Consider the following 14247-nt stretch of genomic DNA (forward strand, 5'->3'; position numbering starts at 1 on the left):
CAGTCTAATACTTACCAGCCTTTTCTACTCCGTAACGAAGTAATATGTGCAAGATGATGTTGCCCATGCCAAGCGTAAATGCCAATATTTTTCCCCACAGACACTTCTCCTGATTCTGGATGAATGAATGTTTTTTCAAAATCACTAGGGGTTAAGGTTCGAAGGAGGGTCACCCAGCGTTTATGCAGAGCATCGAGCAACGATAATGAAATAGTAACCGGCAATTCAGAATCAGGAAGCTCTGCCCATCTCTCTTGGTCATAAGGTTTGATAATCGGTTGGTCCTCTGTGAGAGCTAATTTAAAGCGTCCATATGCATTCAGATGACTGTCCGCCACATGATGGACTACTTGACGGACAGTCCAGCCTCCCAATCGATAAGGTGTATCTAGCTGACCAACGTTTAAATCAATTACTGCATCGCGCAGTATCTCTGGTAACTTTTCAATATCATTAATCCAATTTTCTATGATGCTCTTCGTTATCTGACCTTCAAACCGAAATTTTCCAATTGGAAAGTTTGCTTCCATCAACTCTTCCTCCCCATCTCTGAATTCTTACTCTGTAATTCCGCCTATTTCTTGATTAACAATTTTTATAGTAAAAGATCGTTGCAGCTAATTCACCATTAGCTGATTTCGCATAGTTCGGAATTCGCCCCGCTTGAATATATCCTAACGAACTATAGAGTTTATTCGAAGGATCCCCTTCTCTTGTATCGAGAACAATTAATGATCGCTCCATTTGTTTTGCAGTTTCTTCGGCCTTTTGCATCAGTAAACGACCGATACCGTTACGACGGTATTCAGGGTGTGTCATTAATTTCGCAATTTCTGCCCTATGGCTTCCATTCTGTTTCGTCGATAGGTGTAACTGAATACTTCCAACAATATGATTGTTTAATTTAGCTACAAACAAAATTACATCCGGGCTAAGGACGGTTTTCCAATAGATTGCTGCATCTTGTTTCCTCATTGGTGGCAGAAAGCCTATTGAGGCTCCATCATCTACTACTTTTATTAAAAGCTCTGAAAGCTCATCAAGATGTTCTTCAATTAACGTTAGTTCTTCAATTTTCATTTCGGTTCACCTCTATATGGAGTTCATATAATAGACTAGACGAGATTAGGCTAATTAGGTTTCTTTACTATCTCTTAAAAAGCCGTTCTACCTCGATTTTTAATTCATCAAGCAATTGAAAATTAGACTGTAGGCCAAGGCTTTCTATTACACGGGTATAGTACCACTCTTGCTGCTCTTTCCCCCGTTTAAATCTCCCCCAAACCTGTTCACCGAATTGTTCTAGATCGCTGGCAATTGATCTGATATTATGCAATTTATCCGCACAGGCAACGACACGTATTTCTTCGGGAGCGGCCCCTAGGTACTCAATCGTATGCTTCTTTCGTTCCTCCCAAGAAAGAGATTTATCAGGCTCTGAACATCCCTCTACCATTTGAGCAATATTCCTGCCAAATAATGGTTCGATATCTTGTAAGGAAAGCTCGGTGTCCTCAACGGTATCATGTAAGATTCCTGCTGCAACCAACTCTTCACTATAGCCCGCCTTCATTAGAATCATTCCTACTGCTACTGGATGAGTGATATAAGGAATGTCGGTGCCTTTCCTATACTGTTTTTCATGTGCCTTTGCAGCCGTTTTTAGTGCTATTTCAATAACATCCACACGTTTTCCTTCTCTCTATTCATTTTTTGGTGCTGTAAACTCAATATTTCGTGCATCTGCTTGAGCTGGCGAGGATTCTTTGGTTCCGCCCTTAATCCAAACGACGATCTCTTGTCCTTTCTCATATTTAGAAATATCTCCATTTTCATGCAATGTGACCCAGACGAGTCCCACTTTTTTGTCTGCCATTAAAATCCTCTTATTATCATAATCCACTTCTGTAATGACACCCTTTAGATCGACCTTTCCTTTCACCGCGTGGTCCCCATTACAACCTAATAATGTAAAAAACACACTTACTAGCAGCAATGACAGCAATAGTAATTTTTTCACACTGGAACTCCCCCTATTTATCATTACTAGTATTCTGCTTTAGACCAAAAATCTCCTGTTTTCTCCAAAAACCAGGCCGCGAATCTATACGATTAGCGGCCTCAGTTTGCATCTATTTATTCAACTCTACGGTTAGCAGTTTAATAGTTTCCATTACACTTTTTACATTTTCTTCATCATTCATGTTATTTCTAGCATGAAGCAGGACGGGGCGAACCGATTCTACGGAGCGACCAAACTCATACATCCATTCATAGCGGGGGACCATCCATGTGTGGAAATGGTGGGTAGTATCCTCATTATAAAAATAGTAAACATATTCGATGCCTAACACTTCTCGCTGTGCTTTTCTAATTTTTGTAAGGAGGTTTATGTAATCAAGCTTTTCTTCTTCCGTTAATTCATCAAAACATTTGATATGCCGCTTAGACGCTAGTATAATTAGGCCTTTGATCGGGTAAGCGACATCCTGATGTGCATGGAAATGTTCCGTTTCCACAACGACTCCCCCATCAGGCTCAATCATTCCGCTCGTTAAGGCACAGCTCAAGCATTCCACCTCTACTGTGTTTCCGTTAGATAAAGTTATTTTTCTCATAGACAATCCCCTTTCACTTACCCCGTTGCATAGTACATTCGGTAGTCCGATAGACATCATACAATAAAAGAGATTTTCTGTAAAATAATATAAATTTTACCTAAAATATCTTAAAGAGGATCTGTTAACTGGGGTCTTTAAAAGGGTCTTTGAAATTATTTGAATGTAAGCCGATAAGCCTTCACAATAATTCCGTCGCCTGCAGGTTCAAAGTCGAATTGTGGTAAACGCTCAAAACCAAGTCTTTCATATAGTCTCTGAGCACTATCCATAAATTCTCCGGTATGTAACCCAATAGATGCATATCCTTTCTCCTTAGTCCTACGAATGCATTCTGAAATTAACACGGTTGCCACACCTTTTCCTCTTGCTTCCGGTGTAACAGCGAGCATACGAATTTCAGGATAGTCTAGAGCATCTATATACCCGTTGTATGCATCCGTTTTAGCTGGGAACAGAGCCACACTACCTAAGATTTCCCCATCTAATTCAGCTACGATTCTTTCAACTCCTGGGCTCATATCAGCTTCTGAAGATATCGATTGCTTAAGTGCTTCCCAGTGCCCTTCGGGAATATGCTCAGCATGTTCTTTATAAGAGTTAACTCTTTGTTCTCGGATGAATCCACCTTCATCCTGTTTCGCATCCCGGATCTTCATTGTTCCACCTGCTTCCATCTTGTTTAGCCTTCAGTAAATGAGAAATTTTTCCATTTTATTATTTAATAACTCTCGACCATGCCCCGAGTGGAGACCCGAAAGATCCGGACCCTTCGGAAGGATATTTTGCCCTTTCTGATCATTACTGGCAATATGGTGAGATAAATGATAATGCCTTTTAATGGCATCAAAATCGGTTGTATCACCAAACCCAGGGGTTTGATAGAGATCTCTTAAATATCCCCATAAATTAGGAAAATCAACAATCCGATTCCGATTAGTTTTAAATGCAGAATAATAAGCTACATCAAATCGGACTAACGTGGCATATAGCCGTACATCAGCATCCGTAATATAATCTCCAAATAAGAACCGCTTTTCAGAAAGTTGCTGTTCCAATTCATCTAATCTATGAAACAATTTGTCATAGGCCTCTTCATAAGTTTCTTGTGACTGAGCAAAACCACACTTATATACCCCGTTGTTTACCTCATGAAAGATTACATCATTCAATGAATCAATTTCATCCCGTAAATGCTCTGGGTATAAATCAGGGGCATTTTCCTTATGAAACGGCTCCCAAACCGTTTCTAGATAGTTTGTTAGTTTAAAATAATCATTATTAACTACCTTCTGTTCCTTAATATCGACCATGACTGGAACTGTGGGACGTCCTTGGTAGTCAGGAGCTGTCTTAAGGTACAATTCACTCATATAGCGCACACCTAATACAGGGTCCACCCCGTCTGGATCTAATGAGAATTCCCAGTCCACATGGGGGAGCTTAGGCCGCATTGGGCTTGCCGTCCCTAGACTAATAGCTTCTTCTAATCCAAGTATTCTTCGGACAATTACTGACCGATGTGCCCAAGGACAAACGGCAGACCATAACAGCCGGTACCTTCCTGCCTCAACTGGAAGTTCGCCATCCTTCTTTCCAAATGACGTCGTAAACCTATTCTTCTGGCGTTTAAATGCGCCATCTGACGATATCTCCTGATTCTCGTTCCTTTCGTTAAGTGACATTTTATTCACCCCTTCATTTTAAGTATATGAGTTATCCTCATTTTAACTGTTGTATGGTTGGAAATGGAAGAAGTAACATGTAACGAAAATGGGCTTTTTTTATATAGACATGGAAGGAATTTAAAAAGGAATATAAGTATAGATAAAACCTGCTATATGAAAGCAGAAATATGGTTTCTGTCCAGTTAATATGGGCATGCAGGTACACCAGAGTTAGAGGTATATTTTGACGGCGATATGTGGGGACTCTGAGATTTGGATTCCTTTGAAATAAATGGAGTGAACGGCACCCTTTTTTGGCTGCCGTTTTTTTGTAGCGTTCTTTTAGATCACTATTCTTTTGTATTCGCTTATATAATTTGAAATCCGCTCATTAGCTAGTTAGATTCGCTCATAAAATTTTGAAATTCGCTCATATAGACCCAAAATTCGCTCATAGACCTTTTGTAAATCACACTGAGAATGAATTATTTTACCCTTAATAGGGCCATCTACCCGAACTCCCATTTTATTTTAAAAAAACGGCACATTTATATAGTTCCTATCGGATTCACCGCATCGTTCAACTGGATTTCTAACTTATTCTGATAATTTGCTTTTTCTTCTCCTGTCCATTCGAGATACTCCGCCATCATGTCCATTACCGCTTGTTTCCACTGCTTTACCCACTGAATATTAAAATATAATGCCCCAGTTCGGCGGATGAAAAAATCCACAGGGGTTACCGCCATCTCTTCTTCCATGCTGTATCTTAGCTGCACAAATATATCCAATGGTAAACCGAATTTGTTATTGGAATCGTAATCCTTGGCAATTTCAAAAAATCGATGAATATTGGAGCCATATCGAAGGACCAGCTGTAAGTACTGTTCCTTCGTAAACCCTACCGCAATTGCGTCCTCTAAATTTTTTTCAATAAAGGCATGAAACTTACTTGATCCTCCAAAATGACCGCCGGAAATAGGCATATGCTTTGTTTGGCATGCTTTAAGCGAGAGCCCCTTTTCCTCCTCCAACTGATTCACCAACAAATCAACCACTGTTTCCGCCATTTTTCGGTAACCGGTCAGTTTCCCACCTGCAATCGTGATCAAACCTGAATCAGATATCCAGATTTCATCCTTACGGGAAATTTCCGAAGGATCTTTGCCTTCCTCGTAAATTAACGGCCTTACCCCAGCCCAGCTGGATTCAATATCCTCTTCTTTAATATGAACGGTTGGAAACATGTAATGAATGGTCTCAATCAGATAGGTCCGATCTTCCGATGTCATTTTTGGATGGGTCAGTTCCTTATCGAAAAAGGTATCTGTCGTACCTACATACGTTTTTCCATCCCTAGGAATGGCAAACACCATTCTGCCATCAGACGTATCAAAATAGACTGCCTGTTTCAGAGGAAACTTGGACTGATCAATGACTAAATGAACCCCTTTTGTCAGCCTCAGTTTTTTCCCGGACATGGAATGGTCCTTTGTGCGAAGTGTATCTACCCAAGGCCCGGTGGCGTTAATGATTTTCTTCGCAAAAATATCATACGCATCGCCATTTACCTGATTAATCACTCTCACACCTACTGCTTTTCCGTCCCGGTAAAGCAGCTCGTTTGCTTTTGTGTAGTTAACTGCCTTCACACCTCTAGCCACCGCTTCCTTCAACACTTCAATCGTCAAACGGGCATCATCAGTACGGTACTCTACGTAAAGCCCTCCGCCTTTTAAAGCATCTCGTTTGATAAGCGGTTCTTTCTCAATAGTTTGTTCAATTGACAGCATCGATCGCCATTCTGCCTTTTTTACACCTGCTAAAAAATCATAGACTCGAAGACCAATTGAGGTACTAAATCTGCCAAACGTTCCGCCTTTGTGAATCGGTAAAAGCATCCACTCTGGCGTGGTCACGTGCGGGCCATTCTCGTACACAATGGCGCGTTCCTTCCCTACTTCCGCAACCATTTTTACCTCAAATTGCTTTAAATAGCGCAAGCCGCCATGGACGAGTTTAGTAGAACGGCTGGATGTGCCGGCAGCAAAATCCTGCATTTCCACCAAAGCGGTAGTCAAGCCCCTTGTGACAGAATCCAACGCAATCCCACTGCCTGTAATTCCGCCACCAATGACGAGGACATCAAGCTCTTCCAAAGCCATTTCCTTCAATATTGTATTTCTATTTTGACTTGAGAATTTCAATGGATACCCTCCTATTTAGGAAAAAATCTCCCAGTGGGAGACCTATTTATGAATTACCCCATATTAAATCTATTCATTCCTACGGCCAAAGTCTCCAAGATATTACTTTGAATTCTTTTTCTGATAAGATAATAATAAGCATAATCGAAGCCAAAATTTAGGAGGATCCACATGTTCTTATCCTTTCCCATTTGCGCTGCCCTTTTAGGAATGTTAATTGCTCAATTTGTAAAAATCCCGATACACTTTTTAACCTCAAGAGAACTAAAATGGAGCCTGATGTTTAGTACAGGTGGAATGCCAAGCTCCCATACAGCAACCATTATTTCTTTGACTACAGCGATTGGAATCACCTCTGGGGTGCAGTCAAATGAGTTCGCCATAGCTGTAATCGTCTCTCTTATTGTGATGCACGATGCGATGGGTGTTAGAAGACATGCTGGCTACCACGCAGAAGTGTTAAATACATTATTAGCTGATTTCAATCTTCTCATCGAGACCTTAAAGAATCCAAGTCTAAAGAAAACAGAGTCCCGCGATAAGCTAAAGGAATTGCTCGGCCACCAGCCGGCGGAAGTGTTTTTCGGTGCTATTACTGGGATTATTGTGGGGTATTTAACTTATTTGGTTTATCCGTTTTAGTTATTTGTATCGGGTTTTGGTATTATGAAGATAAGAGTACCAGCCTGAGTTATGTTAGCTTTCAAGGGAGTTTGAAGATAATGTGGTATTTGGTCGCGTAATAGTTCTACGCGACCGTTTTTCGCTTTGCTCAACCCGTTCCGGGCACGTAGATCCTTTCTACGTTACCTGTTTAGGTTTTTCTACCGGTTCCGGGCACGTAGATCCTTTCTACGTTACCCGTTTAGGTTTTTCTACTGGTTCCGGGCACGTAGATCCTTTCTACGTTACCCGTTTCAGGTTTTTCTACTGGTTTCGGGCACGTAGATCCCTTCTACGTTACCCGTTTCAGGTTTTTCTACTGGTTTCGGGCACGTAGATCCTTTCTACGTTACCCGTTTAGGTTTTTTCTACCGGTTTCGGGCACGTAGATCCTTTCTACGTTACCCGTTTAGGTTTTTCTACCCGTTCCGGGCACGTAGATCCTTTCTACGTTACCTATTTCGTATTTTCTAAAATCTTCCGAATCTTATCGGTATAAATTTTAGCTAAGCTCTTTTTTGTGAACTCAAAGTTTTTCATACTGGCTTCTTTCGGAATATCCATATCTACAAATTTCCTATCGAGCCTTTCTATGACAAACCGCTCATCTTCATCCTTCTTAGTTCCACCTACCTCGGCTAAATCAATCCGTGTCCCGTCATTTAGTTCAATAATGTAAAAGAAGTCGCCCTTTGAGTGTCCGAACAGAGAAGACCGACCCTTCCCATACACTCCAGTTTGGATTTTCACAATATCATTGTAGCTATATTCCTTTCCTTGAGGAGAGAAAAAAGAATAATTGATAATCTTATCAGCCTTAACTACAGTGACGGGGGTTATAACTGTATATAGCATTACAATAGTAACTGCTGCGACAGCAGTCAGAATGATCTTTTTATACTTTTTAAAAAATTCACCATATCGCCATGCGTCTCTAAATTCTTTATTAAAAAGATAAAAATACCCCACAAAAAGATAGACCTCAAAGATAAAGACCAACCGTGAATAAGGTGATCGGAACATCCAGATGATATATTCTTTCGGTACATATAATGCCTCTTGAATGAATGCGAGGAAAACAAAAATCCCTATAGATAATACGATGATACCAATAAATCCTAGAACTCGTAGAATGAAGGCTATTAGCTTTTTCATTTCAATGACTCCTGTACAAAGTTTAGTTATGAAGCATTAATAAAAGGAGAGCATTCTTACTCTCCTTCGTTTACGACAATTTGGTACCCCTCTTGTTGCGGACCGTCCTCATATACATCTCTGGTTACTATGTAATAGGTTTCTCCGTTATTATCTGTAATAACCATCTCACTTGGACTTTTATCGACTGCTGCCGCATCCAGACTGTAATATGGTAACCCTAAAGTTGATGTATCAAATGGCATATAAATCACTCTTTTCTGTTTTTCTACAGCTTACCTTCTTTTTAAAATAGAGGCAAGAAGTCTTCGTAAATATATTACAAGGCACAAATACTATAAACTATTATCTTGTTCCAAGTATCCTTCCAATTCTTTTTTGCAACACGTTCTTCATACAATTTCATCCGCTCTTCAGTTTCTGTAAAAAATGGAGTTGGCCTAACCTCGAATTGGATTACATCGCTTATCCCCCAAGGAGCAGTCAAAATGACATTGTTAAATTCATCTACTTTAACTCCTAAAGCTGTCGCGGTTTCTGGGAATTTCAATATTGCATCCTCTGAGGAGGTATAAGGTGGCATATTATTTCGAATATGCATTCTTGCTTCATTTTTCACCGACCATGGAATGTCTGGCATAAGAGATTCCAGTTTTCTTTCAAGCTTCTTTTCCTCTAACTCATCAATTGACGTTGGGTCGAAATAAATAACATCAATATCTGGAATAGGTGTCCTTTCACTAAAATAGTGAAGGTGATCCCATATTTTCGAACGAACAAAGCCCGCACAAATCCACCAATCAGGTAAGTTCAGTGATTTTACTGATTTTAGTATCTCAATCATCCATGGATCATTTTGTATAATCGAAATAACTCCTTGCTCATCTATCATTTTCCAGTTGAACCACCTTTTGATTATTCATAGGCTCCTTTTACCTCTGGGAGCGATTGGTAGACAGGGTTGTTTTTTAAGATGGCTAGAATATCAGAAACTAGTGCCGACATTTGTAGCCCATCCTTACTTTTATCACATTCTGACCAGGCAAAATTTCTTTTAGCATCATTAATCCAAACATTTAGCTCATAAACGACAAATGGCTTCTTATTGCATTTAGTCGATAGCTTTTTATCCTCAAGATAGTTTGAAAAAATCATGAGTTTATAGATTTGGTTCAATTCATCCTTTGAAAACTGGAAATCACTAACACCAACTGTTTCCCCATTTTGCAAATCCTTGATCAACTCTTGGTCTTTTGTGTTTATTTTATTTTTCAAATCAACACCATATTTTAACTCAAAATCAAACTGGTCCTCTTGGTCGACATCATGTGAAATGGTCAGTAATTCCTCTCCAAAGTCAGGACATTCTTCCACCATATATTTCGTGCTAGTATTAGATTCTAGCGTTTGAATACTTTTGCAGCTGTAAGTAATTACTTCTCCGCCTCCGTACTTGTCTTCTGTAGTATCTCTTTTAATCGTGAATTTGGAGCCGTCATACGCTAAATCATAATAAATTGGATCACCTTCTATTGTATAACGGATGAGTCGAACTTTATCCTTCTTCCCACTGTTCATATTTTTAACATAAAGGTCTAATCTTTTAATATTTTCAAGTCTTCCATGGACTTCTACCACTTCATTAGCAGTTGGTTTATGAGGTTTAGAAGTAGTTTGCTCTTCTCTTTGACAAGCCGATAAAAGAACAAACACGATCGTGATTAAACCCAGCCATAAAGCTTTTTTACTCATAGCCTTTCACACCTCTTTTCACGAAATAGGACTCTCAACACCCATCACTGTGTAAAACTCTAGAAGATTTTTGCTAGAAAGAGCTTTCTTCAATAGTTCTTCATTATAACCATAGGTTTGCATCGCCTTTATGATGGCATCAATTCTTTCTTTCCTTTGTCTTCTATAATTGGATTCTAACTGTATTTCCAATGGGACGGTGCGGATAGTGTATGGTCCATATGATACATTTTTATATAAGTCCCAAATGTATTTTCCGCCTTCCCAAATGCCATCCCCTGTTTGCGAATCGGGAATGCCTGCTGAATTGGAGATATTCACGACTTCAACGTCCACGCCTTCTATTTTCCACCGGCCTTTTGTCCAGGTAAAACCGGACGGAAAGGTGTGGGTAAATGTTGGTTCTTCAACGGATGAAAGCCAATTTTCATCATGTTTATCTCCAACTTTTGACGGGAGGGAATATGATTGTAACATATCGGCAAATTGACCTACACTCTCTTGGTCTTTTACATAGATATCAATGTCACCAGGAGTCATTTCACAGCCTTGAAGCACAGAACCAGCTGAGCCAACCAAGATCCACTCTAGTGATCTTTCTTTTTGAAAAATGATCTCACAGATTGGTGATAATGCCTTTTCCCAATTACTCATTTTCCCCACTCCAATTCATTTCTATCAATTTACCATTACGGATTTCATTTACCTTTCCAAAAAATTCGATAGAATCCCCTTGGATAACAATGCCATCTCCGTCGTAACAGGTGTAAATCGTGTTTTGGTTGATGAAAGAATACTCTAATAGTTCCTCTAGACGAGGCTGCTGTACATCCCAATGTGGCATAAACTCAAAGTCTATAAGGTCCAACGCATCTACAGTCTGCAAATCAACAATATTTTCGTCTATGTAGTCTGCAATCTTAATGGTTTTAGACATCATGATGCTTCCGGCACTAAGGCCGATAAGTAGTTTGCCTTTTTCCACCATGGCTTGGATTGTCGGGATTAGATTTCTTTCCTGGAGATTTTTCAAAAAATAGAAGGTGTTTCCCCCTGAAAAGAAGACGCCATCACAGGCTTTCAATTCTTCTATAATTGTCTCATCATATTCTTGATCAGCGTCAAAATATAAAAAGTCGCTAACACCTAAGGACTGGAAATATTCTTTAATATAATTGAAGTATCTTCTTTGTGGGTCCGATTGGGAGGGAATGTATGCTAGTTTAAACTGGCCTTCGCCTATCGACCCTTTAATTCTTTCCTCTAAATGTAGATTCATATCATCTGAAATATTGCTCAAAAGCACGAGATTACGCATTCTTTGTACCCCTTTTCTAAATCTATCCAATTTTATCTGAAGTTCGACATATGCAAGGCGAATCCCTGCCTAAGTGAAGGACAAAACCTAGCACTGCCTCTTGCTTTTTGTCCTTCATCCAAGCTATGAAGGACAAAACCTAGCACTGCCTCTTGCTTTTTGTCCTTCATCCAAGCTATGAAGGACAAAACCTAGCACTGCCTCTTGCTTTTTGTCCTTCATCCAATCTATGAAGGACAAATCCTATCTCTCCTCCTTGCCTTTTGTCCTTCATCCAAGCTATGAAGGACAAATCCTAGCACTGCCTCTTGCTTTTTGTCCTTCATCCAAGCTATGAAGGACAAATCCTGGCTCTCCTCCTTGCCTTTTGTCCTTCATCCAAGCTATGAAGGACAAAACCTAGCCCTCCTTCTTGCTTTTTGTCCTTCATCCAAGCTATGAAGGACAAAACCTGGCACTGCCTCTTGCTTTTTGTCCTTCATCCAAGCTATGAAGGACAAATCCTAGCCCTCCTTCTTGCTTTTTGTCCTTCATCCAAGCTATGAAGGACAAAAACTAGCACTGCCTCTTGCTTTTTGTCCTTCATCCAAGCTATGAAGGACAAAAACTAGCACTGCCTCTTGCTTTTTGTCCTTCATCCAAGCTATGAAGGACAAAAACTAGCACTGCCTCTTGCTTTTTGTCCTTCATCCAAGCTATGAAGGACAAAAACTGGCCCTCCTCCTTGTATTTTGTCCTTCATCGAACCCCAAACAAAAAAAGCTGCCCAATCTTCTTGGGACAGCTTTCCTTACGAGGCCAACAGACCCCACTTATTCAGTTAAATCTATAGAATACATCGCAAATCCACCAGCCGATGGTCCGATATACTTAATCGTCGGGAACTGGCCAAGGTATTTTTGTGCATTTGGTGAAGAATCAAACACCGGAACCACTGTACCTTTGAACTTAGCAAAGGACCAGTTTTGGTCTGCCGTTGGATTTATGGTTTTCTTTTCTTGAATATAGTTCGTGATAATTTGACGATTTTCATCAGGCGCTTTTAACACAATCTCCCCCTGACTGGCTCCAGGGAAGGTCGCGCTGGATGCCCGGTAGTTATTCGTTGCAACAATAAACTTCTGGTCTGCTGCAACAGGCTTCCCTAGATAGGCTAGATTAACCACTCGGCCTATACCCGGATTAACGACATTCCCATTAGGGTCATATTTAGCCGGCTTGGTCACATCAATTTGATACTGCACACCATCAATTACATTAAAATTGAAGGATTGGAAATTCGGATTAATCAATGGCTGCTCACCGGTCTTTGAAGGGTCAATCTGGTTAAATTGACCTGCACTCATTTCCAACCATTCTTTGAGCTGAGAGCCAGTTACTAATTTCGCTTGAAGCGTATTCGGATACAAATACAAATCAGCGACATTTTTTATGGCCAATGTACCCGCAGGAATATCTGTGTAATATTGCGGGCCGTTACGTCCGCCTGCTTTAAACGGCGCTGCCGCAGAAAGAACAGGTATACCCGCATACTTACTATACGCTGGATCTTTTAGTTTTTCTGTCAAATATTCTGTTTGTGCATTATTCACGATTTGTACAGAAGGATCATCCTGGACCAGTGCAAAATAACTATAAATCGGAGCGGTTGTTTCTCCAACAGGCTGATTCACATACTTAATCGTGCCCTCGTGTTCAGGTAAAATTGCCTTCATTAACTCCTCGTCTGTTTCAACAATCGATTTACCCGTTGCATCCACAATCGGCCTCACACTAGCTTTACTGTCAACCACGTTCCACTTGCCCCGACTCTTTTCCAGTTGGAGGTCAATCACCCCAAGATGACTGCCGAAAGCCCCAGGCATCACAACCGGCTTCCTATTGATCGTTCCTTTTTCCAAATTCACATTCTGAAGATCCTTATACAGAGGTCCGGGGAAAACATTATGCTGATGTCCGGTAAAAATCACATCAATGTCCTTGATGTCGGTTAAATAGTAAGCTGCGTTCTCCATGCCTGCCTGATATGGCTCACCGCTTATTCCCGTATGAGCAAGAGCGACAATAACGTCTGCACCCTTCTTTTTCATCATCGGAACATATTTCTTCGCAGTTTCCACAATGGATTTTACCTCGACTTTTCCTTCTAAATTAGCTTTATCCCATTCCATAATCTGTGGTGGAACAAATCCAATTACCCCTACCTTTATTGTTTGCTTTTTCCCTTTTTCATCTACAAGCGTTTTATTAATAATAACGTATGGTTCAAAATAGGGTTCATTCGTGCCTGCCTTCACCACATTGGCGTTTACAAGCGACATTTTAGCATCGTTCAGGGTTTCATTGAGGTAGTCCAAACCATAATTAAATTCATGGTTGCCTACTGTTGTAGCATCGTAGCCTAAAAGGTTAAACAACCGATAAACTGGATGCACCTCCCCCTTCTTTAACCCTTTTACTTTTGCCACATAATCGCCTAAGGGATTTCCTTGAATCTCGTCCCCATTATCAAACAGCATCGAATTCTTCACTTCATTTCGTGCCTGTTTGATGAGAGTAGCGGTTTTCACCAAACCTACTTTGTCGTCTTGCTTTGTCTGATAATAATCATAATTAGCTAAAAAAACATGAAGATCGGTCGTTCCAAGCAAGCGCAGCTGAACAGTACTGTCTGGCTTTTGCGCAAAAGCACGATTTGGCAGCAACTGTCCAATGATGACAAGCATTGAAACTAGAAAGATGTTAATTGTTTTAACCAATCAAGAAGCCTCCCTTGCAAAAATCATACAAACGAGGATAGTATTTGCTGTAAGGGACTCGATTATAATGGTAACTATCACAAAAATTTGCTCTGGTAAGAATTCAAC

General features: G+C 40.3%; 15 protein-coding genes and 1 pseudogene. 1 reads left to right on the forward strand and 15 read right to left on the reverse strand.

What is annotated here, in order from left to right:
- Nucleotides 1-11 precede the first annotated feature (11 nt).
- The 8 genes from RCG25_RS22780 to RCG25_RS22815 all read right to left on the reverse strand — a co-directional run bounded on the left by RCG25_RS22780 (nucleotide 12) and on the right by RCG25_RS22815 (nucleotide 6492).
- Nucleotides 12-530, reverse strand: a complete 519-nt coding sequence (locus RCG25_RS22780; RefSeq protein ID WP_308081100.1) for a YfiT family bacillithiol transferase — start codon at nucleotides 528-530, stop codon at nucleotides 12-14.
- A 55-nt stretch (nucleotides 531-585) separates the two neighbouring features.
- Entirely contained in the window at nucleotides 586-1080 is a 495-nt protein-coding gene (locus tag RCG25_RS22785; RefSeq protein WP_308081101.1) for a GNAT family N-acetyltransferase, read from the reverse strand.
- Between the two features lie 67 nt (nucleotides 1081-1147).
- Nucleotides 1148-1687 (reverse strand): HD domain-containing protein, encoded by a 540-nt coding sequence (locus RCG25_RS22790; RefSeq protein WP_308081103.1) that lies wholly within the window; start codon nucleotides 1685-1687, stop codon nucleotides 1148-1150.
- A gap of 15 nt (nucleotides 1688-1702) precedes the next feature.
- Entirely contained in the window at nucleotides 1703-2020 is a 318-nt protein-coding gene (locus tag RCG25_RS22795; RefSeq protein WP_308081104.1) for a DUF3221 domain-containing protein, read from the reverse strand.
- A 112-nt stretch (nucleotides 2021-2132) separates the two neighbouring features.
- Nucleotides 2133-2618 (reverse strand): HIT family protein, encoded by a 486-nt coding sequence (locus RCG25_RS22800; protein WP_308081105.1) that lies wholly within the window; start codon nucleotides 2616-2618, stop codon nucleotides 2133-2135.
- 155 nt (nucleotides 2619-2773) lie between these two features.
- Complete coding sequence (locus RCG25_RS22805) at nucleotides 2774-3277, reverse strand: GNAT family N-acetyltransferase (RefSeq protein ID WP_308081106.1); 504 nt, start codon at nucleotides 3275-3277, stop codon at nucleotides 2774-2776.
- Nucleotides 3278-3307: 30 nt separating this feature from the next.
- Nucleotides 3308-4303 (reverse strand): glutathione S-transferase family protein, encoded by a 996-nt coding sequence (locus RCG25_RS22810; RefSeq protein WP_308081108.1) that lies wholly within the window; start codon nucleotides 4301-4303, stop codon nucleotides 3308-3310.
- A gap of 530 nt (nucleotides 4304-4833) precedes the next feature.
- Nucleotides 4834-6492 (reverse strand): glycerol-3-phosphate dehydrogenase/oxidase, encoded by a 1659-nt coding sequence (locus RCG25_RS22815; protein WP_308081109.1) that lies wholly within the window; start codon nucleotides 6490-6492, stop codon nucleotides 4834-4836.
- 171 nt (nucleotides 6493-6663) lie between these two features.
- Here RCG25_RS22815 and RCG25_RS22820 point away from each other — a divergent pair, with 171 nt between their 5' ends.
- Nucleotides 6664-7134 carry a divergent PAP2 family protein gene (locus RCG25_RS22820; protein ID WP_308081110.1) on the forward strand — a complete coding sequence of 157 codons (471 nt, stop codon included), beginning with the start codon at nucleotides 6664-6666 and terminating at the stop codon, nucleotides 7132-7134.
- A 477-nt stretch (nucleotides 7135-7611) separates the two neighbouring features.
- On the opposite strand, the gene RCG25_RS22825 is transcribed toward RCG25_RS22820, so the two are convergent.
- From RCG25_RS22825 to RCG25_RS22855, 7 genes and pseudogenes are all read right to left on the reverse strand, one after another.
- Entirely contained in the window at nucleotides 7612-8310 is a 699-nt protein-coding gene (locus RCG25_RS22825; protein WP_308081111.1) for a hypothetical protein, read from the reverse strand.
- Nucleotides 8311-8366: 56 nt separating this feature from the next.
- On the reverse strand, nucleotides 8367-8555 hold the full coding sequence (locus RCG25_RS22830) for a hypothetical protein (RefSeq protein ID WP_308081112.1): 189 nt from the start codon (nucleotides 8553-8555) through the stop codon (nucleotides 8367-8369).
- 74 nt (nucleotides 8556-8629) lie between these two features.
- Nucleotides 8630-9202, reverse strand: a complete 573-nt coding sequence (locus RCG25_RS22835; protein ID WP_308081113.1) for a nucleotidyltransferase family protein — start codon at nucleotides 9200-9202, stop codon at nucleotides 8630-8632.
- Nucleotides 9203-9225: 23 nt separating this feature from the next.
- Complete coding sequence (locus RCG25_RS22840; protein WP_308081114.1) at nucleotides 9226-10062, reverse strand: DUF4362 domain-containing protein; 837 nt, start codon at nucleotides 10060-10062, stop codon at nucleotides 9226-9228.
- An 18-nt stretch (nucleotides 10063-10080) separates the two neighbouring features.
- Nucleotides 10081-10716, reverse strand: a complete 636-nt coding sequence (locus RCG25_RS22845; protein ID WP_308081115.1) for a hypothetical protein — start codon at nucleotides 10714-10716, stop codon at nucleotides 10081-10083.
- Nucleotides 10709-11380: a Type 1 glutamine amidotransferase-like domain-containing protein gene (locus RCG25_RS22850; protein WP_308081116.1), complete on the reverse strand. Its 672-nt coding sequence runs from the start codon at nucleotides 11378-11380 to the stop codon at nucleotides 10709-10711. The genes RCG25_RS22845 and RCG25_RS22850 overlap by 8 nt, the downstream gene beginning before the upstream one ends.
- A gap of 815 nt (nucleotides 11381-12195) precedes the next feature.
- Nucleotides 12196-14106, reverse strand: a pseudogene (locus RCG25_RS22855) (bifunctional 2',3'-cyclic-nucleotide 2'-phosphodiesterase/3'-nucleotidase); the annotation flags it as partial.
- Between the last annotated feature and the right edge of the window lie 141 nt (nucleotides 14107-14247).

This window comes from Neobacillus sp. PS2-9, from assembly GCF_030915525.1.
Taxonomy (GTDB): domain Bacteria; phylum Bacillota; class Bacilli; order Bacillales; family Cytobacillaceae; genus Neobacillus.